This window comes from Pseudomonas sp. J452 (assembly GCF_024666525.1).
In the GTDB taxonomy this organism is placed as follows: domain Bacteria; phylum Pseudomonadota; class Gammaproteobacteria; order Pseudomonadales; family Pseudomonadaceae; genus Aquipseudomonas.
The window spans coordinates 4,312,020-4,335,348 of record NZ_CP088294.1 but is presented as its reverse complement, the minus strand read 5'-3'; the positions used below and the strand labels follow the sequence as shown (position 1 = coordinate 4,335,348).

25 protein-coding genes and 1 riboswitch are annotated in these 23,329 nt (G+C 64.1%); of the genes, 13 read left to right on the top strand and 12 right to left on the bottom strand.

Going from position 1 to position 23,329, the window contains the following annotated elements; translation table 11 throughout:
- Positions 1 to 26 precede the first annotated feature (26 nt).
- Together LRS11_RS19720 and LRS11_RS19715 are read left to right on the top strand one after the other, a co-directional pair.
- Entirely contained in the window at positions 27 to 626 is a 600-nt protein-coding gene (locus LRS11_RS19720; RefSeq protein WP_260494546.1) for a flavodoxin family protein, read from the top strand.
- A 193-nt stretch (positions 627 to 819) separates the two neighbouring features.
- On the top strand, positions 820 to 993 hold the full coding sequence (locus LRS11_RS19715; RefSeq protein ID WP_260494545.1) for a DUF2798 domain-containing protein: 174 nt from the start codon (positions 820 to 822) through the stop codon (positions 991 to 993).
- A gap of 42 nt (positions 994 to 1,035) precedes the next feature.
- Here LRS11_RS19715 and LRS11_RS19710 read toward each other — a convergent pair whose 3' ends face one another.
- Positions 1,036 to 1,740, bottom strand: a complete 705-nt coding sequence (locus LRS11_RS19710; RefSeq protein WP_260494544.1) for a glutathione binding-like protein — start codon at positions 1,738 to 1,740, stop codon at positions 1,036 to 1,038.
- 132 nt (positions 1,741 to 1,872) lie between these two features.
- Between LRS11_RS19710 and LRS11_RS19705 the strand changes: the two genes are divergently transcribed.
- The 3 genes from LRS11_RS19705 (at position 1,873) to LRS11_RS19695 (ending at position 4,006) form a co-directional block, all read left to right on the top strand.
- Positions 1,873 to 2,310, top strand: a complete 438-nt coding sequence (locus tag LRS11_RS19705; RefSeq protein WP_260494543.1) for an HIT family protein — start codon at positions 1,873 to 1,875, stop codon at positions 2,308 to 2,310.
- Positions 2,311 to 2,422: 112 nt separating this feature from the next.
- Positions 2,423 to 2,794, top strand: coding sequence for an antitoxin Xre/MbcA/ParS toxin-binding domain-containing protein (locus tag LRS11_RS19700; protein ID WP_260494542.1), 372 nt, complete (start codon positions 2,423 to 2,425; stop codon positions 2,792 to 2,794).
- A gap of 459 nt (positions 2,795 to 3,253) precedes the next feature.
- The gene (locus tag LRS11_RS19695) at positions 3,254 to 4,006 is read left to right on the top strand and encodes an RES family NAD+ phosphorylase (RefSeq protein ID WP_260494541.1); all 753 of its coding nucleotides are present in this window, start codon (positions 3,254 to 3,256) and stop codon (positions 4,004 to 4,006) included.
- Between the two features lie 69 nt (positions 4,007 to 4,075).
- Here the strand turns inward: LRS11_RS19695 and zapE are convergent, their stop codons facing one another.
- Positions 4,076 to 5,242, bottom strand: a complete 1,167-nt coding sequence (zapE, locus tag LRS11_RS19690) for a cell division protein ZapE (RefSeq protein ID WP_260494540.1) — start codon at positions 5,240 to 5,242, stop codon at positions 4,076 to 4,078.
- Between the two features lie 475 nt (positions 5,243 to 5,717).
- Between zapE and LRS11_RS19685 the strand changes: the two genes are divergently transcribed.
- Both LRS11_RS19685 and rmuC read left to right on the top strand, forming a co-directional pair.
- Positions 5,718 to 6,140 (top strand): tetratricopeptide repeat protein, encoded by a 423-nt coding sequence (locus LRS11_RS19685; protein WP_260494539.1) that lies wholly within the window; start codon positions 5,718 to 5,720, stop codon positions 6,138 to 6,140.
- A 213-nt stretch (positions 6,141 to 6,353) separates the two neighbouring features.
- On the top strand, positions 6,354 to 7,715 hold the full coding sequence (rmuC, locus tag LRS11_RS19680) for a DNA recombination protein RmuC (protein WP_260496959.1): 1,362 nt from the start codon (positions 6,354 to 6,356) through the stop codon (positions 7,713 to 7,715).
- Between the two features lie 209 nt (positions 7,716 to 7,924).
- On the opposite strand, the gene LRS11_RS19675 is transcribed toward rmuC, so the two are convergent.
- The gene (locus tag LRS11_RS19675; protein WP_260494538.1) at positions 7,925 to 8,623 is read right to left on the bottom strand and encodes a pirin family protein; all 699 of its coding nucleotides are present in this window, start codon (positions 8,621 to 8,623) and stop codon (positions 7,925 to 7,927) included.
- Between the two features lie 230 nt (positions 8,624 to 8,853).
- On the opposite strand from LRS11_RS19675, the gene LRS11_RS19670 reads away from it, so the two are divergent.
- On the top strand, positions 8,854 to 9,831 hold the full coding sequence (locus LRS11_RS19670) for a tRNA dihydrouridine synthase (RefSeq protein WP_260494537.1): 978 nt from the start codon (positions 8,854 to 8,856) through the stop codon (positions 9,829 to 9,831).
- A 46-nt stretch (positions 9,832 to 9,877) separates the two neighbouring features.
- Here LRS11_RS19670 and LRS11_RS19665 read toward each other — a convergent pair whose 3' ends face one another.
- From LRS11_RS19665 to LRS11_RS19655, 3 genes are all read right to left on the bottom strand, one after another.
- Complete coding sequence (locus LRS11_RS19665) at positions 9,878 to 10,372, bottom strand: SprT family zinc-dependent metalloprotease (protein WP_260494536.1); 495 nt, start codon at positions 10,370 to 10,372, stop codon at positions 9,878 to 9,880.
- 95 nt (positions 10,373 to 10,467) lie between these two features.
- Positions 10,468 to 11,067: a Yip1 family protein gene (locus LRS11_RS19660; protein WP_260494535.1), complete on the bottom strand. Its 600-nt coding sequence runs from the start codon at positions 11,065 to 11,067 to the stop codon at positions 10,468 to 10,470.
- Between the two features lie 165 nt (positions 11,068 to 11,232).
- Entirely contained in the window at positions 11,233 to 11,826 is a 594-nt protein-coding gene (locus LRS11_RS19655) for a DNA-J related domain-containing protein (RefSeq protein WP_260494534.1), read from the bottom strand.
- An 85-nt stretch (positions 11,827 to 11,911) separates the two neighbouring features.
- Between LRS11_RS19655 and ttcA the strand changes: the two genes are divergently transcribed.
- Positions 11,912 to 12,739 carry a tRNA 2-thiocytidine(32) synthetase TtcA gene (ttcA, locus tag LRS11_RS19650; RefSeq protein ID WP_260494532.1) on the top strand — a complete coding sequence of 276 codons (828 nt, stop codon included), beginning with the start codon at positions 11,912 to 11,914 and terminating at the stop codon, positions 12,737 to 12,739.
- 115 nt (positions 12,740 to 12,854) lie between these two features.
- Here the strand turns inward: ttcA and LRS11_RS19645 are convergent, their stop codons facing one another.
- The 3 genes from LRS11_RS19645 to cbiE are packed head-to-tail and all read right to left on the bottom strand — an operon-like array spanning position 12,855 to position 15,518.
- Positions 12,855 to 13,571: a (2Fe-2S) ferredoxin domain-containing protein gene (locus LRS11_RS19645; protein WP_260494531.1), complete on the bottom strand. Its 717-nt coding sequence runs from the start codon at positions 13,569 to 13,571 to the stop codon at positions 12,855 to 12,857.
- 10 nt (positions 13,572 to 13,581) lie between these two features.
- Positions 13,582 to 14,319 (bottom strand): cobalt-precorrin-6A reductase, encoded by a 738-nt coding sequence (locus LRS11_RS19640; RefSeq protein ID WP_260494530.1) that lies wholly within the window; start codon positions 14,317 to 14,319, stop codon positions 13,582 to 13,584.
- On the bottom strand, positions 14,316 to 15,518 hold the full coding sequence (gene cbiE / locus LRS11_RS19635; RefSeq protein ID WP_260494529.1) for a precorrin-6y C5,15-methyltransferase (decarboxylating) subunit CbiE: 1,203 nt from the start codon (positions 15,516 to 15,518) through the stop codon (positions 14,316 to 14,318). The genes LRS11_RS19640 and cbiE overlap by 4 nt, the downstream gene beginning before the upstream one ends.
- Positions 15,519 to 15,580: 62 nt before the next feature.
- Positions 15,581 to 15,784, top strand: a riboswitch (cobalamin riboswitch).
- 93 nt (positions 15,785 to 15,877) lie between these two features.
- Here cbiE and cobG point away from each other — a divergent pair.
- The 4 genes from cobG to cobJ all read left to right on the top strand — a co-directional run bounded on the left by cobG (position 15,878) and on the right by cobJ (position 20,328).
- Positions 15,878 to 17,197 (top strand): precorrin-3B synthase, encoded by a 1,320-nt coding sequence (gene cobG, locus LRS11_RS19630; protein ID WP_409519825.1) that lies wholly within the window; start codon positions 15,878 to 15,880, stop codon positions 17,195 to 17,197.
- Positions 17,194 to 17,820 (top strand): precorrin-8X methylmutase, encoded by a 627-nt coding sequence (locus LRS11_RS19625; RefSeq protein WP_260494527.1) that lies wholly within the window; start codon positions 17,194 to 17,196, stop codon positions 17,818 to 17,820. The genes cobG and LRS11_RS19625 overlap by 4 nt, the downstream gene beginning before the upstream one ends.
- Complete coding sequence (locus tag LRS11_RS19620) at positions 17,820 to 18,566, top strand: precorrin-2 C(20)-methyltransferase (RefSeq protein ID WP_260494526.1); 747 nt, start codon at positions 17,820 to 17,822, stop codon at positions 18,564 to 18,566. Before LRS11_RS19625 ends, LRS11_RS19620 begins: the two co-directional genes overlap by 1 nt.
- A gap of 103 nt (positions 18,567 to 18,669) precedes the next feature.
- Positions 18,670 to 20,328: a precorrin-3B C(17)-methyltransferase gene (gene cobJ, locus LRS11_RS19615; RefSeq protein ID WP_260494525.1), complete on the top strand. Its 1,659-nt coding sequence runs from the start codon at positions 18,670 to 18,672 to the stop codon at positions 20,326 to 20,328.
- Positions 20,329 to 20,591: 263 nt separating this feature from the next.
- Here the strand turns inward: cobJ and LRS11_RS19610 are convergent, their stop codons facing one another.
- The 3 genes from LRS11_RS19610 to LRS11_RS19600 form a co-directional block, all read right to left on the bottom strand.
- Complete coding sequence (locus LRS11_RS19610; protein WP_260494524.1) at positions 20,592 to 21,161, bottom strand: flavin reductase family protein; 570 nt, start codon at positions 21,159 to 21,161, stop codon at positions 20,592 to 20,594.
- 275 nt (positions 21,162 to 21,436) lie between these two features.
- Entirely contained in the window at positions 21,437 to 22,129 is a 693-nt protein-coding gene (locus LRS11_RS19605; protein WP_260494523.1) for an HIRAN domain-containing protein, read from the bottom strand.
- Positions 22,116 to 23,042 (bottom strand): hypothetical protein, encoded by a 927-nt coding sequence (locus LRS11_RS19600; protein ID WP_260494522.1) that lies wholly within the window; start codon positions 23,040 to 23,042, stop codon positions 22,116 to 22,118. The genes LRS11_RS19605 and LRS11_RS19600 overlap by 14 nt, the downstream gene beginning before the upstream one ends.
- Between the last annotated feature and the right edge of the window lie 287 nt (positions 23,043 to 23,329).

Genomic DNA, 23,329 nt, shown 5'->3' with positions numbered 1-23,329 from the left:
ATCACGTCCAACCTGGAGTACCAGTCATGAACAAAGTCGCGGTGATTTACCACAGTGCCCATGGGCACACCGAGCACATCGCCCGCCTCGTTGCCGAGGGGGTGCGCAGCGTGCCGGGGATCGAAGTCGAGCTGTTGCAGGCGCAAGACCTGGCCACGGCGCCGCAGGCCTTGCTCGGCTTCGATGCCTACATCCTTGGCTCGCCGACGTACCTCGGCGGGGTGTCGGCCCAGGTCAAGGCCTTCATGGACGCAACCGGCGGGCTGTGGCGCAGCCAGCAGCTGCGCGGGCGCCTGGCGGCGGGTTTCACGGTGTCGGCGCTGCCGGCCGGCGACAAGCAGTCGACGCTGCTGTCGATGTTCGTCTTCTGCATGCAGCACGGCATGCTGTGGGTCGGCAATCCGATTCTGCCGGAGCAGCACCTGGGCGTTGCCTACGACGAAGCGGCGAACCGTCTGGGTTCCTGGTCGGGGCTGATGGCCCAGGCGGAAAAGGCCTCGTCGGCCGATTCGTTTGTGCCGGGCGACATCAAGACCGCGCGGCTGTTCGGGCAGAACTTCGCCGCCACCCTGCGGCGCCTGCAACCCAGCAGCCCGCTGACGCAGAGCCTGGAGGTGGTCGGATGATCCCGCGCAAATACAGCCCGCTGCTGTTCGCCCTGATTCTCTCAGAACCTGTTTACGATCTTTTGGACTAGAGCCAGACAAGGCAAAAGCAGCCGAGGAAGCGGAGTTTACGAGCTGTAAATGAGCATTCCGAGGCTGTTTTTAACGCCGTATGGCCGACGGCCAGGAGATCGTAAGCAGGTTCTCAGGGGTGATGTCTCTGCTGGTGTCGGGACTGTCCACCTTCCGCGCCACGGGCCCGATCCCCGGCTTTGCCAGCCTGTGGCTCAGCGCCTGGCTGACGGCCTGGGTGCTGGCCTTGCCGCTGGTGCTGCTGATCAGTCCACTGACTCGGCGCGTGGTCGAGTGGCTGGTGCGTAGTGATTGAAGAGGCGGTGGTCAATGGAGCTGGCCGCAGGCGGTCGTTTGCTCAAGCCCGTTGCGGAATCGCCAGCCCCCGCACCACTGCCGGCCGCGCGAGGAAACGCTCTAGAACCCGCTGCACATTGGCAAAACGCTCGAACTCGACCAATACGCCCGCGCCATAGAAGCCGATCAAATTGCGTACCCAGGGGAAGATGGCTATATCGGCAATGCTGTAGGCATCGCCCATCACCCACTCGCGGCCTTGCAGGCGCTGGTCGAGCACGCCGAGCAGGCGTTTGGCTTCCTCGATATAGCGGTCGCGCGGGCGCTTGTCCTCGTAGTCCTTGCCGGCGAACTTATGGAAGAAACCGACCTGGCCGAACATCGGGCCGACCCCACCCATCTGCCACATCAGCCACTGGATGGTCTGGTAGCGCGCGGCGGGGTCCTGGGGCAGCAGTTGGCCGGTTTTATCGGCGAGGTAGAGCAGGATCGCACCGGACTCGAACAGCTCCAGCACCTGACCGTCCGGGCCGTTGGGGTCGAGGATGGCGGGGATCTTGTTATTCGGGCTGAGCGAGAGGAACTCCGCGCTGAGCTGGTCGTTGCTGTCGAAACTGACCAGGTGCGGCTCGTAGGGCAGACCGATCTCTTCGAGCATGATCGACACCTTGACCCCGTTGGGCGTGGGCAGCGAATAGAGCTGCAGGCGATCAGGCTGGGCGGCAGGCCATTTGCGCGTGATGGGGAAGGCGGACAGGTCTGGCATGTGCGCTCCGGTTGCGGTGGTGGATAAGGGCAGGATAGCGGCGAATGTCTGTTCGGTCAGGCCTCGGGTTTTTCCCGGCGTGCTGAAACCGGTATGGTTCGTCCCTTCGCACACTGCTACTGGAGACCCCTGATGAGCCTGCACGGCGATTACGATGAACAGAACATCTTTGCCAAGATTATTCGCGGCGAGGCACCTTGCTACAAACTGTACGAGGATGACGACGTGCTGGCCTTCCTCGATGTGTTTCCGCAGTCCTACGGCCACACGCTGGTGATCCCGAAAAAGGCGCAAGCACGCAACATCCTGGATATCGATAGCGCCAGCCTGGCCAAGGTGATGGCCGTGGTGCAGCGCCTGACCCGCGTGCTGGTGGACGAACTGCAGCCGGCCGGTGTGCAGGTGGCGCAGTTCAACGGCGCGCCGGCCGGGCAGACGGTGTTCCATATTCACATGCACATCGTGCCGCGCTTCGAGGGCGAGAAGCTGGGCGTGCATGCCAGCGCCAAGGCCGACCCGGCAGAGCTGGAGCAGCTGCAGGCACGTTTGCTGGCGCGCATGGCTGGCTAGGTTGTACGCATGGGCGCGACCTGTGCGCCGCTGAGCGGGTGACTGCATATTGTGGTGTCTGTTTGCTGCATTGTTTGCTAGATTTGTTTCAAACAGGAATCAGGAGGCAGCCATGAGTGCGCTCAACAAGCCTGGTGTCGACGCCGATGCGGTTCTGCTCAAGGCCCTGCTCAGCACCCGTGAGCAACTGGGCCTGACCCAGGCCGAGCTGGCCGGCATTGTCGGAGTCAACCGTTCCGCCATCAGCCGCTGGGGCGATAGCGGTGGCTTGCGCCCGCAGAGCAAGACCGGCGAGCTGGCGCTGCTGCTGATCCGCGCCTACCGCGCCTTGTTCGCCCTGTTCGGCGGCAACCTCGAAGACATGCGCCACTTCCTGCGCACCGACAACCGCCACCTGGCCGGCGTGCCGCTGCAGCAGATGAATCAGGTACAGGGGCTGGTGCGGGTGGTGGAGTATCTAGACGCCATTCGCGGCAAAGTCTGAGAACCTATCTAGGATCTCTTGATCGTCGGCCATGCCGCGTTGAAATTGGGCTCGGGCTGCTCATTTACAGTTGTAAACTCCGCGCCCTCGCCCAATTGATTCGCTGGCGCTCACCCTTCGGGCCAGCCTTTGGCTGTTACTCCCGCTGGTCGTTGCGCCTTGTCTGGCTCTAATCCAGAAGATTGTAAACAGCCTCTGAGAACCACGATTTTCTGTATTGCCATAACGGCATGCAGGGTAGGTGCGGTGCGCTTTTGCCCCCTCTCCCGTTCACGGGAGACGACTGCATGGATGCAGGAGGTAGAGCGACGCAGGAAGCCGAAGCCGAGGGCTGGGGAGAGGGGCATTGCCTGCCGGCGTAGCCCGGATGCAATCCGGGAGCGGTGACACAGGGTTCCCCGGATTGCATCCGGGCTACGTTTTGCTGACCTGCAGCAGCTGGTCTAAGTGAGCATTGATATGGATATCTGGCAGGCCTGTGCCGGTGCAGAGCAGATCACCCCGTTGCGTGGGCGCCTGGTGCGCCTGGTGGAAAGCCAGGAGCAGGTGGCCACCCTGCAACTGGTCGATACCCTGGAAGAGCAGGCCCTGCTCGAACAGCTGCTGGAAAGCAGCAAGCCGCCGCTACCGCGCAGTGACGAGCCGCTGCATTACCTGCTACACACGCCATTCCGCTATCCGCCACTGCGCTGGGGTTCGCGCTTCGGTCGGCGCCACGAGCCGAGCCTGTTCTATGCCGCCTGCCGGCTGGAAACGGCGATGGCGGAAACCGCCTTCTACCGTTTTGTGTTGTGGCACGGCATGGCCGAGCCGCCACCGAGCGGACGGATTCTTTCCGAACATTCCTCCTTCGAGGCGCGCTACCAGGTGCAGCGCGGCATCCGCCTGCACCAGCCGCCGTTCGATCAGCACCGCGAGCTGCTGACCCATCGCAGCGACTACCGCGCCACCCACGCACTGGGCAGCGCCATGCGCGAGGCCGGGGTGGAAGCGTTCGAGTTCCCTTCGGCCCGTTGCCCGCTGCAGGGCAACAATGTCGCACTCTATGCGCCGCAGGCCTTCAGCGAGCGGCGCCCGCGCAACCTGCTGCCCTGGCTGTGCGAAACCACGCCGGGCTACGTGGCCTTCAAGAATGCCCAGGCCCCGGATACGCCGCGGATCTTTCCGCTACAGCTGTTCCTGGTCGACGGGTACTTGCCGCTGCCAGCCTGAGAGCGCTGTTAGCGTTCTACTTAGGCTGCGCTTGTTTCGAATAGGCGCGTGGTGACGAGGGCAGATCTTTCAGTCGGCGCTGACGAGTTCCGCCGCTGGCTGTTGCGGCGCCACATCGGCACTGTCGGCGAAGCGCCGTAGCTGCATCTCCTGCAGGCGGCTGAGGGTACGGCGGAAGGGGAAGGCCAGGTGGCCCTCAGTGTACAGCTGCTGCAGCGCCACCTCGGCTTCGATATAGAGCGGCACCTTGCGGTCGTAGCATTCGTCGACCAGGGCGATGAAACGGCGCACGCCATCGTCGCGTGCCGACAGCGCCGGCAACTGGCGGTCACCGGCCTGCACCTGCTCGACGCCATCTTCGGTGCCGCGGGCGATCTTCGCCGCTCGGGTGGCGGCGCTCAGGTTGGGCACGGCGCCGAGCAGGATCAGTGCAAACTGGTCGCACAGGGCGATGAAATCCAGGGCCGCCAGGGGCTGCTCGCAGAGATCGGCATAGTTCAGCCAGACCAAGCCGGGCGCACGTTGCTGCACCGGGATCGGGCGGTGCGCCAGGATGATCGGCTGCGTGCTGCTGGCCTGGCCACGACTCAGGTGCTGGAACACCTCGGCAAGAGCGCTGGCCTGATCCGCTTTACCTACCCAGTAGCGTTGCAGGTGCTGGCCCGGGTGCAGGCGATGATCCTGGCCGCCGTCCACGCCCACCACCTGCATATGCTGCTCGATAGCGGTCACGGCCGGCAGGAAGCGCTCGCGGTTGAAACCATCGGCATACAGCTGCTGCGGTGGCTGGTTGGAGGTGGCGACCAGGGTCACGCCCTGTTCGAACAGCGCCTGCAACAGGCGGCCGAGAAGGATGGCGTCGCCGATGTCGCTGACGAACAGTTCATCGAAGCACAGCACGCGTACCTCGTCGCCCAGCTCGCGGGCCAGGGCCAGCAGCGGATCGGCGGTGCCGGTGAGCTGGAACAGGCGGCGGTGCACCCACTGCATGAAGTGGTGGAAGTGCTGGCGGCGTGCCGGCACGCGCAGGCCCTGGTGGAAATGATCCATCAGCCAGGTCTTGCCACGCCCGACCGGGCCCCACAGGTACACCCCGCTGACCTGAGGGTTGCCCGCATGCAGGTCATCCTGACAGTTCTGCAGTGCGTGGACGGTTTGCCACTGGGCCTCGTCTGCCTGGAAACCCTGCTGGTCGAGGGCCTGCTGATAGGCGGCGATAAGAGAGGGGTGGGGCATGGCTAGGCGGCTGCCGAGGAGTGCGTGAAGGGCTGCTTTATAGCCTGCTGGCGCTGGGCTGACCAGCATTCTGCCGGGCCACTGGCCTGCAGCCCGCGGGAGCTCTGCGGTGCCGGGAAATCGCCCTCAAACGGGGCGCCGCCCCGCCCAGGCGGGCGCACTTGTGCACAATTGCGAAGCAGCTTGTCAACCTGCTGTCATAAATCAGCGTAACCGCTTGATTATCCATGATGATTTTTTAAGTCAATGAAAAATAAAGACTTTTTTAGTTGGTGAAAAAAGCACCAGTTTGAGCGGAAGGCCCATGGCATCGGAGTTGAGAGGAGTTTTCAGCAAGTTGTCCACGGAGTTATCCACAGCTTCTGTGGATTGTCCCGAGCGCTTGCTCTAGCACGGCTTTCTCGGCTTTTTGCAAGTCTTTACCGGCAGAAAAAAGAGAGTAGAGTGGCGCGCCCCGCAGCCAGCTCGTGTTTCCATGAAATCCCGCGTACTGCCCGTTACTGCCCACAATCTACCTAGTGAACATCCGCGTCTGTCGATGCGCCTGGCCTTGTGGCTACTCGAGAGCCCGCGCCTGGGACACAGTGCCAGCATCAAGCGTCTGGCCGGGCGTCTGCTCAAGCAGCCGGCGCGCCAGGGGGTGGTGGTGGCACAAAGCCGCCTGGGCCAGTTGCTCTGCCGTGATTGCGGCAATACCCGTGACCGCCGCATCGGTCTGGAACTGCTGCGTCAGGCCGCACGTTCTGGTGATGCGCGAGCGCAGCTGGAACTCGGGCGCCTGTATAGCCAGCCGCGCCAACGCGAGCCGCAGCAGGCCCGTCACTGGCTGGAGCTGGCTGCCGCACAGGGCTCCCACGAAGCCGCTCGGCTGCTTGGCCGGCTGCCCAAAAGCGCCTGATCGAGCGGTTCCGTCGCGGTCGCGACAAAACGCCAACAGACCCTAGGTATACTGCCGGGCACCGCGAACCAGACAGCGAGCCCGCCCGTGCCTTTGCCCTTTACCCTCGACCTTTCCAACCTGTTGCTCGGCCTGCTGCTCGGTGCCGCACCGCTGGCGCTGCTGGCCTGGCGCCTGCAGCGCCAGCAGGCACTCGACAGTGGCGAGCGGCAGTTGCTGGAAGAGCGCCTGAATACCGCGCGCCTGGCCCAGGACGGTTTGTCTGCCCAGCTCGACAGCACTCTCGACGAACTGCGCCACCTGCAGCAGGAAGGCGCGCGCCAGCAAGCCGATCTGGCGGCCTTGCGCCGTGAGACCGAACTGCTCGGGGTCGAGCGTGAAACGGCGCGCGAGGCAGCGCAGGGCTGGAGCCGCGAACGCGAACAGAAGGAAAGCGAGCTGCGTCAGCTGGAAAGCCAGCGTGCCGGCCTGGCGGCCGAACTGCGCGAGCAACAGGAACACCATCAGCAACGCCTGAGCGACCTGCAGGCCGCCCGCGACGAACTGCGCGCGCAGTTCGCCGAGCTGGCCGGGAAGATCTTCGACGAGCGCGAGCAGCGCTTCGCCGAAACCAGCCAGCAGCGCCTGGGCCAGTTGCTCGACCCGCTCAAGGAGCGCATCCAGGCCTTCGAGAAGCGCGTCGAGGAGAGCTACCAGCAGGAAGCCCGTGAGCGCTTCTCCCTGGGCAAGGAGCTGGAGCGCCTGCAGCAGCTCAACCAGCGCCTGAGCGACGAAGCCACCAACCTGACCCGCGCCCTGAAAGGCCAGAAGACCCAGGGCAACTGGGGCGAACTGGTGCTGGAGCGGGTGCTGGAGCACGCCGGCCTGGAGAAGGGCCGCGAGTACCAGACCCAGGTCAGCCTCAAGGGTGCCGATGGCGAGCGTTTCCAGCCGGACGTGCTGATCCAGCTGCCGGGCGACAAGCAGGTGGTGGTCGACGCCAAGGTCAGTCTGACCGCCTACCAGGCGCTGGTCGCCGCCGAGGACGAGGACAGCCGCGCCACGGCGCTGAAGCAGCATGTGCTGTCCCTGCGCAGCCACCTCAAGGGCCTCTCGGTGAAGGACTATCAGCGTCTGGAAGGCCTGCACAGTCTGGACTTCGTTCTGCTCTTCGTGCCGATCGAAGCGGCTTTTGCCGCGGCCTTGCAGGCCGATCCCGGTCTGTTCCAGGAGGCCTACGAGCAGCACATTGTGATCGTCAGCCCGACCACGCTGCTGGCCACCCTGCGGGTGATCGACAGCCTCTGGCGCCAGGAGCGACAGAGCCAGAACGCCATCGAGATCGCCAAGCGTGCCGGCGACCTGTATGACAAGTTTGTCGCCTTCATCGGTGATCTGGACGAAGTCGGCAGCCGTCTGCAGCAGCTGGACAAGGCCTACGCGGCGGCGCGCAACAAGCTCTGCGAAGGCCGTGGCAACCTGATCAACCGCGTCGAGAACCTCAAGCTGCTCGGCGCCCGCGCCAGCAAGAGCTTGCCGACCGAACTGCTCGAACGCGCTGCTGGCGTACCGTTGCTGGACGAAGCCGGCGAGTAGGGTGCCGGCCCCGGGCAAGCCGGGGCGCTGATGATCCCCGGACTGAAGTCCGGGCTACGTTGCGGCTCAGAACCTGTTCACGATCTTCTGAATTAGAGCCAGACAAGGCAAAAACGGCTGAGGAAGCGCAGTTTCCGGGCTGTAAATGAGCATTCCGAGGCCGTTTTTAACGCCGGATGGCCGACAGTCAGGAGATCGTGAGCAGGTTCTCAGGCCACGTCGACCAGAATCACTTCGCTGTCTTCGACCGCTGTAACCCGCACCACTTCCTCGCCGGCGATGGCTACGCCGTCGCGTTCGCCAGCGCTGATGCCGTTGACCTCGATCAGGCCCTTGGCCGCCACCAGGTAACCCTTGCGCAGGCGGCCCAGCGGGTATTCGGCGCTCTGTCCGGCGGCCAGGGTGGCGGCCACCAGGCGGGCGTCGGCACGGATCGGCAGGGCGTCGGTATCGCTCTCGTGACCACTGGCCAGCACCACGAACTGGCCGGCGCGCTCACCCTTGGGGAAAGGCTTGGCACCCCAGGACGGCGCAGTGCCGACCTGGTTGGGGATGATCCAGATCTGGAAGATCTTGGTGGTGACATCCTCCAGGTTGTACTCGGAGTGGGCGATACCGGTGCCGGCGCTCATCACCTGCACATCACCGGCCTCGGTGCGACCCTGGTTACCCAGGTTGTCGCGGTGGGTGATGGCACCCTCGCGGACATAGGTGATGATTTCCATGTCGTGGTGCGGGTGCGGCGGGAAGCCACTGTGGGCGGCGATCTCGTCGTCGTTCCAGACCCGCAGCGTGCCCCAGTTGACCCGCTGCGGATCGTGGTACTCGGCGAAGGAAAAGTGGTGGCGAGCGTTCAGCCAGCCGTGCTGGGCATGGCCGAGGGAGTTGAAGGGGCGCAGTTCGATCATGTTCAGGCTCCTGTTGCTGCGCGGCGCAAGTGCCGTGCAGAGGTGATGGGCGCATGATCTATCTGTTTGATATGGATAAAAAGCGCAAAAAATCCGGATAAACAATCAATTTACTAGATTGGTTGTGTGGCCGAGCGGCCCGCTTACCGCTCGGCGCAAAAGCCCGGCCAGCCTGTAAAGCCGGGGCGGCGGCCGTTACAATCGCCGCCCCGTTTCGCGAGACTCCCGCCGTGCAAATAGCCCTGGCACCCATGGAAGGCCTGGTCGATGAAATCCTCCGCGATGTGCTGACCCGGGTCGGCGGCATCGATTGGTGCGTGACCGAGTTCATCCGGGTCAGCGACCGTCTGCTGCCGGCCTCGCATTTTCGCAAGCTGGCCCCGGAGCTGGGTACGGGCGCGCGTACGCGCAGCGGCACACCGTTGCGGGTGCAATTGCTCGGCTCCGATCCCGTATGCCTGGCGGAGAACGCCGCCTATGCCTGCGAACTGGGCGCGCCGGTCATCGACCTGAACTTCGGTTGCCCGGCCAAGACGGTGAACAAGTCGCGCGGCGGCGCCGTGCTGCTCAAGGAGCCGGAACTGCTGCACGCGATCCTCAGCGAAGTGCGCCGCGCCGTGCCGCGGCATATCCCGGTAACGGCGAAGATGCGCCTGGGCTTCGACAGCCCGGATGGCGCCCTGGATTGCGCACGGGCGCTGGCCGATGGCGGTGCCGGACAGATCGTGGTGCACGCGCGGACCAAAACCGATGGCTACAAGCCGCCCGCGCACTGGGAATGGGTGGCGCGGGTGCAGGAGGCGGTGGCCGTACCGGTGTTCGCCAATGGCGAGATCTGGAACCTCGAAGACTGGCGGCGCTGCCGCGAAGTCAGCGGTGTCGAGGACATCATGCTCGGTCGCGGCCTGGTCTCACGGCCCGACCTGGCCCGGCAGATCGCCGCGGCCCGCGCCGGCCAGGAGCTGGCACCGCTGAGCTGGATCGATCTGCAACCGCTGCTGCAGGACTTCTGGCAGCAGGCGCGGCGCAAGATCGCCCCGCGTTATGCGCCGGGCCGGCTCAAGCAGTGGCTGGCCATGCTCACCCGCAGTTATCCGGAAGCGCAGACGCTGTTCGCTGCCATGCGCCGCGAGACCGACTGTGACCGACTGGATGCCTTGCTCGGTTGCCAGAGCACAGCTCGGGTCGCCGATGTCGAGCTGTCCTGAGCATCAGCAGTAGCGCACCTTACAAAGCGTCCGACACCGAAGCCTGTCACTCCACGCGCTGCTCGCCGCTGAATACCAGGGTTGCCCGGCAGCGTCGGCAGAAGTAGCGGCGGCCCTGGCGCACCAGGCTGTGACGCTGGCCGGAGAAGGGAAACTCACCGTTCGGGCATTGGCACAGGTAGAGGTAGCGCGTGCTCTTGCGCCGGCCCACGGCATAGGTGTGGCAGCGATCCGGCGGCAGTTCGTAGACCCCGCGCATGATCAGTTGCCATTCCTCGCCATGGGGCTGGATGCGCCCACCGAACATTTCATGGGCGATCAGGTGTGCCACTTCATGGGCCACCGTCTGCTTGAGGAAGTGCTCGCGGTTTTCCGCATACAGCTTGGGATTGAAACGCAGCAGATTTTCCGTCAGGTGCGCAACGCCGGCCTTCTGCCCACGCAGCTTGAAGCTGACCTCGGGGCGGCGGAAACGGCGCTTGAAGAAGTCTTCGGCCAGCAGGTAGCAGGCTTCGACGCGGGCGTGGAGGAGTTCGGGCATATGCCGATTATGCCCGTGCGTGCGTATCCCAGACAGCACAAAGCCGCCAGAAGGCGGCTTTGTCGGCGGCAGGCCGGGGTTTCTAAGTAGCGGCTTTAGCTGGTGTACACCGGACCCACGCCGAAGCCCCAGAGAATCACCGAGCAGGCGATCATCGCCACCAGCACCACCAGGCCGACGGCCAGGATCGAGCTGGAGAACATGAAGCCTTCGTCCTCGGGGATATTCATGAAGGTCGGCAGTCCCGCGTACAGCAGGTAGACCGTGTAGCAGATGGCCGCTGTACCGATGAACATCGCCAGCCACAGGCTCGGATAGAGCGCCGCAAGGCCGCCAATGAACAGGGGAGTAGCCGTGTAGGCGGCGAACACCACGCATTGGGTCAGGCTGGGGTTGGAGTCATAGGTCCGTGCCATCCAGTGGATGAAAGCACCCATCACGGCGATCCCGGCGAGCATCGCCAGGTAGGACATGATGGTCATTTGCAGTGCACTGGCTTCCGTCAGTTTCACCGGCGCCCCATCGCCCACGGTCCAACCCACCTGGGTGGTGCCGAAGTAGGCGCAAAGAGCCGGAATGGCCGCGAGAATCAGGACGTGGGTCAGGTACATGTGGCTGATGGATTCTTCCTCGCCACGGATTTCCTGCCACTCTTGGTCGGGATGGGTGAAGAGCCCCCAAACATGGTGGATCATGCAGACACCTCCTCTTGTTATTGTCGATCGCCCCCAACGCAACGCCCGCTGCGCGTATGCAGCGCCAGCGGGTGCAGGCCGAATCACTGCGACCGTATGACGCAGTATAGGCAAACGCCGGAGGCCGCGTGAGTCGTGGCTTTAGAGCGAATCGCTCTCTACAGGTCAGCCGTAATAGCGCTGCAGTATTTCCATCGCCAGGTTGATCGACTGCAGGCGGCTGGTGCTACCGCCGCGATCCGGATGGTGCTGGCTCACCAGTTGCCGGTAGCGCAGCTTGATAGTGGCGAGATTGAGCGTTTGCTCGCTGTCCAGCTCGAACAATTCGAGTGCCGCGCGCTTCTCGTCGCCGCCCTGCATGCGGGTCCAGAAGCTGGCCAGCAGCTTTTCCACATCGGCTTCGGCGGTGTCGCGCAGATGCTGCAGATTGAGATAGTAGTCACGCAACGGGTCGTGTTCGGCCAACTCGCGGCTGCCCGGTTGCCAGGGCAGCAATTGCACGCACAGCGGATTGATCTGTAGATGCGCGGCCTGGCTCTGCCACAGACGGTCACGCAGTAGGTAGAGGGCGTTGAACAGCAGGAAGTGGGTGCGGAATAGCACCAGCTTGTCGGTCAGCTCGAGGTGGGGAATATGCGTGGAATGCTGTTGCTTGAGCTGCTGGATCAGCTGGTACTCGCTGATCCCGGCCGGCGCGGCGCGCAGCAGTTCGTGCAGTTGCTCGGCCAGGTCGAGGGCGGGGTTGAGTTCGCTATTCATCGTTTGAGCCTAACATGGGCTGCTGTGATGCGGCTTTGTGCGTAAAATAGCCAGCTTTTCGCCTTCCCCCGGATTCTTCAGCGCCATGTCCACCAGCCTTTCGGTCAACCAGAACAAACTGCAGAAACGCCTGCGCCGCCTGGCCGGCGAAGCCGTCACCGACTTCAACATGATCGAGGATGGCGACAAGGTGATGGTCTGCCTGTCCGGCGGCAAGGACAGCTACACCATGCTCGACATCCTGCTCTATCTGCAGAAGGTGGCGCCGATCCAGTTCGAGATCGTTGCGGTGAACATGGACCAGAAGCAGCCGGGCTTCCCCGAGCATGTGTTGCCGGCCTACCTGGAGTCCGTCGGTGTGCCGTACCACATCATCGAGAAGGACACCTACTCGGTGGTCAAGGACAAGATCCCGGAAGGCAAGACCACCTGCTCGCTGTGCTCGCGCCTGCGCCGCGGCACCCTCTATACCTACGCCGACGAAATCGGCGCGACCAAGATGGCCCTCGGTCACCACCGTGACGACATCCTGGAAACCTTCTTCCTCAACATGTTCTACGGCGGCACCCTCAAGGCCATGCCGCCCAAGCTGCTGTCCGACGACGGCCGCAACGTGGTGATCCGCCCGCTGGCCTACTGCAACGAGAAGGACATCGAGGCTTACTCGGTGCTCAAGGAGTTCCCGATCATCCCGTGCAACCTGTGCGGCTCGCAGGAGAACCTGCAACGCCAGGTGGTCAAGGAGATGCTCACCGAGTGGGAGCGCAAGTCGCCGGGACGTACCGAGATCATGTTCCGCGCCCTGCAGAACGTGGTGCCGTCACAGCTGGCCGACCGCAACCTGTTCGATTTCCAGAGCCTGAAGATCGACGACAGCGCCACGCCGCGCTTTCTTGATGTGATGAGCCTCTGAGTTACCACTCGCGCGCTTCGCTCCCTCTCCCATTCATGGGAGAGGGTTGGGGAGAGGGCGTTGGCTGCCAATACCCTCTCCCCCGGCCCCTCTCCCACAAGTGGGAGAGGGGAGTCTAGGCCTGGCGCATGATCAGCTCGGCCACTTCGCGGCCCTCGACGAACTGTTCCTGCACCAGGCGCTGCACATCGGCCTCGCTGCGTACCTGATACCAGGCGCCGGGCGGATAGACGCTGAGCGTCGGCCCCTGGTCGCAGGGGAACTGGCACTGGGTGCGGGTGAGATGCACGCCGCCCGCGCATTCCAGCTTGCCGGCCGCCTTCAACTCCTCGCGCAACAGCTTCCACAGGGGCAGGGCGCCACGCCGGGTGCAGCGTGGGCCGTTGCACAGCAGCACGCGATACTGGTGGGGAGGAATGCACGACCAGGCATGGCTCTGCGGCAGTTGCGGCACTTCCACGCAGCCCAGGTGGCGCTCGGGCTGCTGGATCAGTGCGGCCAGCGCCGCCACCTTCTCGACGTCACCGGCGCAGACGAAGACCTGCTCGGCGTGCGCGCCAGCCAGGGTGTTGAGTTGATCGCGCAACCAGTCCAGCTGCTGACTGCCGCCCAGCGGGTCGAGATCGACCAGCAGCAGCGGCAGTTCGCCGGCTTCCAGGCAACTGCGCACCCGTGCCCACAGCGCGTCGTAGCCAGCGCCGGTATCGCACAGGTCGTCTAGCACGGCGACGCCAAGGTGCTCGGCCAACTGGCGGCGCAGCAGCTCGGCAAAGCTGCCTTGGTTCAGGTCTGGCCCGGCGAACAGCACGCGGGCGTAGGTATTGGTCTGCATTGCTCGTTACTCAGGCCAGGCCGCCAGGGAGTTCCTGTAGGGCCTGCCATAGGGATTCGGGATCGGTGAAGGCGCGCGCCACCGCGGGCAGTTCCGGGCGCGCCAGCAGCAACACCGGCAAGCCGCGTTCACGGGCCACCTGCAGCTTGGCCTCGGTGGCCGCGCCGCCACTGTTCTTGCTGATCAGCACATCGAAGCTCTCGGCGGCGAACAGCTCACGCTCGCCCTGCAGATCGAACGGGCCGCGGTTGGCGATGATCCGTGCACGCGCATTGCCAGGATGGGCGTCGAGCAGGCGCAGGGTCCAGAACTGCTCGGCGGGGATCGCCTCAAGGTGTTCCAGCGGCTCGCGGCCGAGGGTGAAGAAGGGCCGGCGAAAGGGCGCCAGGGCGCTGCGCAGCTCGGCCCAGTCGGCTACTTCGCGCCAGTCGTCGCCGCTGCCGGCCTGCCAGCCGGGGCGGCGCAGGGCCCAGCAGGGAATGCCGGCAAGTTGCGCGGCCTGGGCGGCGTTGGCGCTGATCTGCGCGGCATAGGGATGGGTGACGTCCAGCAGCAGATCGATGCCTTCACTGCGGATGAACTGTGCCAGGCCCTCGCTGCCGCCGAAGCCGCCCACCCGCACCTGGCAGGTCAGATCCTGCGGCACCTTGCCCAGCCCGGCCAGGCTGTAGATATGCCTGGGGCCGAGGCGGCGGGCAATGCTCAGGGCGTCGCCGACCCCGCCGAGCAGGAGGATGCGTGGGCTCAAGGCTTGCGCACCTGCAGCAGGGTGATCGGCAGGGCGCTGCGCCAGGTGTCGAAGTCGCCCAGCGGTTGGGCCTGGGCCACGCTGATGCGGGTCAGCTCGCCGCCGTGCTGTTCGCGGAAGGCCACCAGCATGGCCTCGCTTTGCAGGGTCACCGCGTTGGCGATCAGCCGGCCGCCGGGCTTGAGCGCCTGCCAGCACTGCTCCAGCACGCCGGGCAGGGTGACGCCGCCACCGATAAAGATCGCCTCGGGTTGCTCCAGTCCCGCCAGCGCCTGCGGTGCGGCGCCGGCCACCAGCTGCAGGGCCGGCACGCCGAGGGCGTCGCGGTTGTGCTGGATCAGCTGCTGGCGGCTGCCGTCGGTCTCGATGGCGATAGCCCGGCAACTGGGGTGGGCGCGCATCCACTCGATGCCGATCGAGCCGCAACCGGCGCCCACGTCCCACAGCAGTTCGCCGGGAGTCGGCGCCAGGCGAGCCAGGGTGATGGCGCGCACGTCACGCTTGGTCAGCTGGCCGTCGTGGCGGTAGGCCTCGTCCGGCAGACCGCAGGTCAGTGGCAGGCGTACGGCGTTCGCGTCGGCCAGGCATTCCACCGCCAGCAGGTTGAGGGCGGCGACCTCGTCGATGCTCCAGCTGTCGGCCAGACCGTCGATACGTCGTTCCAGCGGGCCGCCGAGGTGTTCCAAAACCGTCAGCCGGCTGGAACCGAAGCCGCGCTCGCGCAGCAGGGCGGCGATGGCGGCCGGGCTGCAGCCGTCGTTGCAGAGGATCAGCAGGCGCTGGCCGGCATGGATCTGCGCGTTTAGCGCCGCCAGCGGCCGCGCCACCACCGAGAGCAGTGTCACCTCCTGCAGCGGCCAGCCCAGGCGGGCGGCGGCCAGCGAGTAGGAGGAGGGCGCCGACAGCACGCGCATTTCTCCTTCGGCTAATTGCCGCGCCAGGCTGGCGCCGACGCCGAACAGCATGGGGTCGCCGCTGGCCAGCACGCACACCGGCGTGCCGCGCCGTTCCAGTACCGGCGCCAGGCTGAATGGGCTCGGCCAGCTCTGCCGCGGCGAGCGGATGCACGGCGGCAGCAGCTCCAGCTGGCGCGGCGCCCCGACGATCTGCTCGGCAGCCAGCAGCGCCCGGCGCGCAGCCTTGCCCAGGCCGGCGTAGCCGTCTTCGCCGATTCCCACCACCGTCAGCCAGGCTGTCATGCGTGTTTCCTTGATCTGTTGCGGGCGACGCGTGGGCTTGGCCTGGCGCCGGAAAAAGCGGGCATAATAGCGCCTTCGTCGGTGCCCGGCGTTCTCACGGACGTCACCAAGGGCCTAAGAGGGAACACGGAGAAGCGATTCAACCGTGGCTGCCCCCGCAACTGTAAGCAGCGAGTCTGTCGCCTGAATGCCACTGGGAAACCGGGAAGGCCGCGACCGATGCCGACCTGCCAGCCAGGAGACCTGCCGACGACGCTAGTCGCGAGTGCCAACATCGGGCGGGGTGTACCGATGCCAAGGAATCCCTGTCTGTGGATTCCGCTGGTTCGGTCGCCGCGTCGTTGTTTGTCGGTGACCGCTTGAAGTCTGATTCCTGCGTTTGCGTCGCATCCACTCCCAGGCCGTCTGCCTGTCCGGGACTGTGGCGCATTGTGTCCGCGCTGGACGGCGGTATCTGCCGGGTCAAGCTGCCGGGTGGCCGCCTCTCCAGCGCCCAGGCCCGCGCCGTGGCCGGGGCTGCGCGGCTGTGCGGCAGCGGTGTGCTGGAGCTGACCAACCGCAGCAACCTGCAGATTCGCGGTGTGCGCGACAGCGAGCACGCCGCCCTGGTGCAGCACTTGCTGGCCGCCGGCCTCGGCCCGCGCGTTGCCGCCGCCGACGATGTGCGCAACCTGCTGCTCAGCCCTGCCGCCGGCCGCGATCCGGCAGCTTTTCTCGATACCCGCCCGCTGGCCGAGCAACTGCTGGCGTTGCTGCAGGACACGCCCGCCTTCCACGGCCTTTCCGCCAAGTTCGCCCTGCAGCTGGACGGCGGCGAAGTGCTGGCCATGCTCGACCACCCCCACGACCTCTGGCTCAGTGCCTTGCCCGGTGGCACCCAGCTGGCTTTCGGCCTGGCCGGCTGCCCGCGTGATGCGGTCCTGGGCGTGGTCGAGCTGGGGCAGGCGCCGCATCTGGTGCAGGCCGTGTTGGAGCTGTTCCTTGAGCTGGCCGGCACGCACAGCCGGATGCGCCAGTTGCTCGCCGAACTGCCGGTGGCGGATTTTCTCGCCCGTCTGCCAATGCCTCTGGAGCGCGATATGCCGCTGCCAGCGCGCGCCCAAACAGCAGCCATAGCGCTCGGCATGCACCCTCAGGCCCAGACCGGCTTGGTCATGCTGCTGGCCGCTGCGCCACTGGGTCGGCTGGAGGCCGTGCAGCTGTGGGCCCTGGCCGATCTGGCCGAGGCCGAGGGCAGCGGCGAACTGTGCCTGACGCCCTGGCAGGGCGTGCTGCTGCCGGATATTCCCGCCGCCCGCCAGGCTGCGGTGATGGCCGCGCTGGGCGAGATCGGCCTGCTGCTGGATGCCCGCGAGCCGCTGAGCCAACTACTCGCCTGCAGTGGCTCCACCGCCTGCGCCAAGGGCCTGGCTGACACCAAGGCCGATGCCCTGCACTTGGCTGCACTGCTGCGCGCCGGCGGCGTTCAGCCGCAGGTGCACCTCAGCGGCTGCCCGCGCTCCTGCGCCGCCGCGCATACCGCTCCGTTCACCCTGTTGGCGCAGCCCGGCGGGCGTTACCAGCTCTATCAGCGCACCGCGGGCGTGGCCGGTTTCGGCCGCCTGCTGGCGCCTTCCCTCAGTATCGAAGAAGCCGGCGCCTGGTTCGCCGCGCAGCCCGCATCAGGAACTTCTGCATGATCGATTACATCCGCGACGGCCAGGAAATCTACCGCCAGTCCTTCGCCACCATCCGTGCCGAGGCCGACCTGTCAGCCATCCCGGCCGACCTGGAAAAGCTCGCTGTGCGCCTGATCCATGCCTGCGGCATGGTCGACGTGGTGCAGGACCTGCGCTTCTCGCCGGGTGCCGGTGCCGCCGGCCGCGCAGCCCTGGCCAAGGGCGCGCCGATCCTCTGCGATGCGCGGATGGTTGCCGAAGGCATCACCCGTGCGCGCCTGCCGGCGAACAACCCGGTGATCTGCACCCTGCACGATGCCGGCGTGCCGGAGCTGGCCCGCGAACTGGGCAATACCCGCTCGGCGGTGGCCCTGGAACGCTGGCGCGAGCACCTCGAAGGCAGCGTGGTGGTGATCGGCAACGCGCCGACCGCGCTGTTCTACCTGCTGGAAATGCTCGATGCCGGCGCGCCCAAACCGGCGCTGATCCTCGGCATGCCGGTGGGCTTTATCGGCGCCGCCGAGTCCAAGGACATGCTCGCCGCTGACAGCCGAGGCGTGCCCTACGTGATCGTACGCGGTCGGCGTGGCGGCAGCGCGATGGCCGCGGCGGCGGTCAACGCCCTGGCCACGGAGGTGGAGTGATGACGGGTAAAGGACGTTTGCTCGGCCTCGGTGTCGGCCCCGGCGACCCGGAACTGATCACCCTCAAGGCCCTGCGCCTGTTGCAGTCGGCGCCGGTGGTTGGCTACTTCGTGGCCAAGGCCAAGGCGAATAAAGGCCAGGGCGGCAACGCCTTCGGCATCATCGAACAGCACCTGAGCGAGGCCCAACAGCGTCTGCCGCTGGTCTACCCGGTGACCACCGAGAAGCTCGAACCACCGCTGAGTTACGAGGATGTGATCAGCGATTTCTACGACACCTGCGCGGTGCAGATCGCCCGGCACCTGGACGCCGGCCGCGACGTGGCGGTGATCTGCGAGGGCGACCCGTTTTTCTACGGCTCCTACATGTACCTGCACGACCGCCTGGGCGCGCACTACCAGGTCGAGGTGGTGCCCGGCGTGTGCTCCATGCTCGGCTGCGCCTCGGTGCTCGGCACCCCGCTGGTGTACCGCAACCAGTCCTTGAGCGTGCTTTCCGGTGTGCTACCCGAGGACGAACTCAAGCGCCGCCTGCAGGACGCCGAAGCCGCCGTGGTGATGAAGCTCGGCCGCAACTTCGACAAGGTCCGTCGGGTGCTGCAGGAGCTGGGCCTGGATCAGCGCGCGCACTACGTCGAGCGGGCGACCATGGGCAACCAGCGCATCGTGCCGCTGGATGAAGTGGAGCCAATGTCCTCGCCGTATTTCTCGATGATCCTGGTGCCCGGCGAGAAATGGCGCGGCTGAACCGCCGCTCCTCGTCGTAGCCCGGATGCAATCCGGGGACAACCGCGCTCCCGGATTGCATCCGGGCTACCCGCCACGCAATGCCAGCAAAATGGAACAAGCCATGCCCCCATCCCCGGCCATCGTCATTCTCGGCGCCTCTGCCCTGGCCACCGCCCGCCGCCTGCAGAGCCTCTACCCGCAGGCCGCGATCCACGGCCTGCGCGGGCGGGTGACGGGCGTCGAGCAGCCCTATGACGACTTCGGCGCCACCCTGCGCGGGCTGTACCGCGCCGGTACGCCGATCATCGCCCTGTGCGCCGCTGGCATCGTCATCCGCAGCCTGGCGCCGCTCCTGGCGGAGAAGGGCGCCGAGCCGGCAGTGCTGGCCGTGGCCGAGGACGGCAGCGCCGTGGTGCCGCTGCTCGGCGGGCTGAGCGGGGTCAATGTTATGGCCCGCGAGATTGCCGCGCTGCTGGCCGTGGCGCCGGCCATCACCACCAGCGGCGAGCTGCGCTTCGGCACCTGCGTGCTCAACCCGCCGGAGGGCTACGTGCTGGCCGACCTGGAGCAGGGCAAACGCCTGGTCAGCGACCTGCTCGGCGGCGAGTCGCTGCGCATCGATGGCAAGGCACCCTGGCTGCAGGCGGCGAACCTGCCGCTGGACGCGCAGGCCAGTCGCTGCGTCCGCATCAGCCCGCAGCGGGCAGAGCAGGGCGGTGCGCTGCTGATCCACCCGCGCCTGGTGCTGGCCCGTTGCAGCGCGCTGGACGGCGATCTGCCCACAGCCGTGCGCACCGCCCTGCAGCAGGCCGGTCTGGCCGAGGCGGCGCTGGCCGCGTTGCTGGTCGATGCCGCCGCGATGGCCCAACCGCAGCTGGCCGCCGCAGCCGCCGAGCTGGGCGTGCCGCTGCGCTTTATCGATACGGCAACCAGCTTGCCCGCCGCTGTGTATGACCAAGCGGGCGTCAGCCTGCACCTGGCCACCAGCCCAGAGGCCGCCGCGCAAACCGGCCGGCCGCGCGGTCGCCTCAGTGTGATCGGCCTCGGTCCCGGTTGCGCCGAGCTGATGGCTCCGGCCGTGCGCCAGGCGCTGGACCAGGCCGAGGATGTGCTCGGCTACGAAACCTACGTCAACATGGCCGGGCCGTTCCGCGCCGAACAGCTGCTGCACGCCAGCGACAACCGCGAGGAACTGCAGCGCGCCGCCCATGCTTTCGAGCTGGCCGCCCAGGGCCGGCGCGTGGTGATGGTGTCGTCCGGCGACCCCGGCGTGTTCGCCATGGCCGCCGCCGTTCTGGAAGCGCTAGAGGCGTCCAGCGATGCGGCCTGGCAGGCGGTAGAGCTGGAGGTGCTGCCGGGCATCTCCGCCGCCCTGGCCACTGCGGCCAAGGCCGGCGCGCCGCTGGGCCACGACTTCTGCATGCTGTCGTTGTCGGACAACCTCAAGCCCTGGGCCATGATCGAAAAGCGCCTGGATCACGCCGCCGCCGCCGACCTGGCCATGGCCTTCTACAACCCGATCTCCCGCACGCGCCCCTGGCAGCTCGGCCGCGCCCTCGACATCGTCCGCCAGCACCGCACGCCAGAAACCCTGGTGGTGCTCGGCCGCGACATCGGCCGCCCGGCCGAGGCGCTGCGCGTGCTGACCCTCGGCGAACTGAGCGCCGAGCTGGTGGACATGCGCACTCTGGTTATCATCGGCTCCAGCCAGACCCGCCGCTTCCCGAGGGCCGAGGGCGGCGAGTGGGTGTATACGCCGCGCTGGTATCCGCAAACCTAGCTGTTGGGCAGACCGTTCGAGCTGCTATCTCAACGGAAAGTGATGTTTATCGTCATTTTGTGTTGAGAGAAAAGAGGGGCGGGCCTACCTTTGGAGCCTGTTTACGATCTCCTGACTCGCGGCCATAGCGCGTTAAAAACGCCCTCGGCAAGCCGCCTGCGGCTAACGCGCTTTGCTTGCCCTGCGGGCCAGCCTGGCGGCTGTTACTCCCGTTGGTAGTGGTGTCTTGTCTGGCTCTCATGGAGAGGCGCCTAAACAGGCTCTTAGGCCTTGAGCGCCTCGCCGATGGCATAGAAGTGCCCGCCGGCCACATGGTGCAGGCTGCGCCAGGCCGGGTCGGCGTCTTCGAAGTGCCAGCGGCCGTCCTTGAATACCCGCTCATCCGCCCAGGCACCGACCACTTCGCCGATGAACAGGTCGTAGGTGTTCTGGTTGTGCGGCTCGGCGATCAGCTCGCAGGCCAGCCAGGCCGAACAGCCGGCGACGAAGGGCAGATCGTGGCCGTCCTGCTCGAACAGCTGCACGCCGGCCTTGGCCAGTTTGTCCGGTTCATCCTTGAGGCTGTGGTTGCCGACCTGCTCGGTCAGCTGCAGCTGCGCCGCCGTCGGCACCTGGATCACGAAACGGCCACTGTGCTCGATCAGCTCGCGGGTGCGGGTGGCCTTGTCCAGCACCACGGTCAGCTTGGGCGGCGCGAAGTCCAGCACGCAGGCCCAGGCCGCCGCCATCACGTTGTCCACGCCGGCATGACGGGCCGAGACCAGCACGGTGGGGCCGTGGTTGAGCAGGCGGTAGGCTTTGGCCAGGTCTACTTGGGTTTGGTGGGGATTCATGAGGGCGTTTCCTTACTGCGAGATTAGGACCGATGCTCGCTTGTGGGGCAGGGGTTCGGCAACAGGCTTTCAGTCTGTTTGGTGTTGGCAGTAAGTGATCTGTGCTTGCCGATTTCTTTCTCGGCGCAGGCAGTGGTTCCGCCCTGCTGGGCGGGTCCCTTTTGGCAGTTGCAGTTGCCCCAAAAAGAACCAAAAGGGCTTGCCCCGCCATCCGGCCCTGCGCTCCGGTTTCGTTCGCTCAATCGCCGGCACCCCGGTGCGAGGGAATTGTTCTGCTATCTGCAAGTAACTAGAATAAGAATCTGCAGTCCTCCTTGGCGGACACTAGACTTAAATACACTCCCTTGAACTTGGCATCTGTCTAGCAAATCTTTGAAGCCTTTATTTATTGCTCGGCTAACATATCCCAGCTTTCCGATTTTTGCATGAATTGCTATCGCGCTTGGATCAAACTTGTTTTCCGGCTCAAGTTCGAAATGAATGGGAGTGCCCTCCAGGAGAGCGCTAGTGTCATTCATGTTGTATTTTACTCCGCTTACTTCGAGCACTAAGTCTACAGGCTCATTTGCGTCTGAGAAGTCTGGGCATAGTTCAAAGTTATCACTGGCAAGACGGGCGCCTGTATACCCTAGTAGAGAAAGATCAGAGCCGGAAAAATTACTTGGCAATGCATATTGTGCAAGATATTTACTGAAGTCAGCTCGCTTGCGAGGAGGAAGCCTGCTCATAAATGCATCTATAGCATTGTTGAAAATACTGGAAGTTTTACTAAAGGCCGGAAATCCTATAAAGCCTTCCTTCTCGGCTTCCTTGTAATCATTTGTGTTCTTCAAATATTGAAATGATATAGAGTCGGCGTCTTTGTATAGCTCGCCCACAACTCTCCGGTGGTGCGGTGTCCCGTCTTTGCTACTATGCCACACAAGGAGAAGGCGTTTGGGTTCAAATATATGATCAATTATGTTCATGTAATTTGTCCGTTATCATTTCGATACGCCTTAAGGTTAATCGAATTATAAATTCCGCTCTGCTTTGGGTTAGTCTAGCATGCGCTGGCATAGGTAGGCCAACAAGCTGCAGAACTGTTTGGCGGAATTTATCCATGTCAAAGGCCTTGAGCTTCCTCAGGAGGAGGGATCTCACAGCAGTGTTGTGCTTGGCGATAAACTCCATAGATTCCAAGTGGCCAATTTGAGTTAAATTATCCATGGAAAATCTTATGTGATGACAACCCTTTTTAATAAAGTTGTCCAGGCGTGTATCGTCCCACTGTTCAAATTTTCTTGGGATTATTTGATAGCCTAGACTAGTTCCGTTGTCGAACCAAGGCGCAAATCGCAGCCTGACACTATAGTTCTCTCTTTTGCGGCGTGCGACACTCTTTGAGTTTGGTGAAAGATTTAGTAGATACCCCCAATTTTCTTGATGTCGATCTGTGTTTCCAATAATGGAGTCAAATAACATCATCGACCAAAATTCATAAATTTGGTCGCTGCCAATGAAGTCTACATTCAGCTGTTGTGCTGTTAATAGATTGTGCTGTGAGCCTTTCTCCTTGTCGAATCCCCTTATTTCGCGATAAAAAAAATAGCCGGCCGCATAAAATACATCTTCTCCTTCTTCATAGAACCATTCACTCAGCGAGCCGCATTCTCCAGTCATTGAATCGAATGCGGCATGAGATGGTGGAACCGGAATGTTTAGTAATAAACCAATCTGGTAAGCAATTAGCTCCGCCCAGAATTGTTCTGGATACTTTGGGTCGGAGAGTTTAAACATGTACTGCCAGCTAGGCTTTATAACCGACTGCACTGGCTCAGCAGGGGAAATTACAATTCGTTTCGGTCGAGCGCCTTCAGGATAAGCTTCGGAGAATTCCACGTGCCTACCCCAGTCAGAAACATCAATCGGGTTCGATTGAATCATATATCTATTCGCCTGCTTGCCTAAATAAAGGTCTAAAGGTAGAAGGTTTAACTTTAAAAATATCCACTTCTTAAGTAATTATGCGTCAAAAGTTAATATAATTTTTATGGTGTTTTAAGTTATTTGACTTGTCTTTTTGCTCATGCCCAATAGGAGGAGCTCTCTGTTGGCTCTCAAGTGGAGGATGGCAATTCAGGGTCCTCTGAAGGCAGAGGTGGAAATTAGCAGAGCATGGTGGGCTT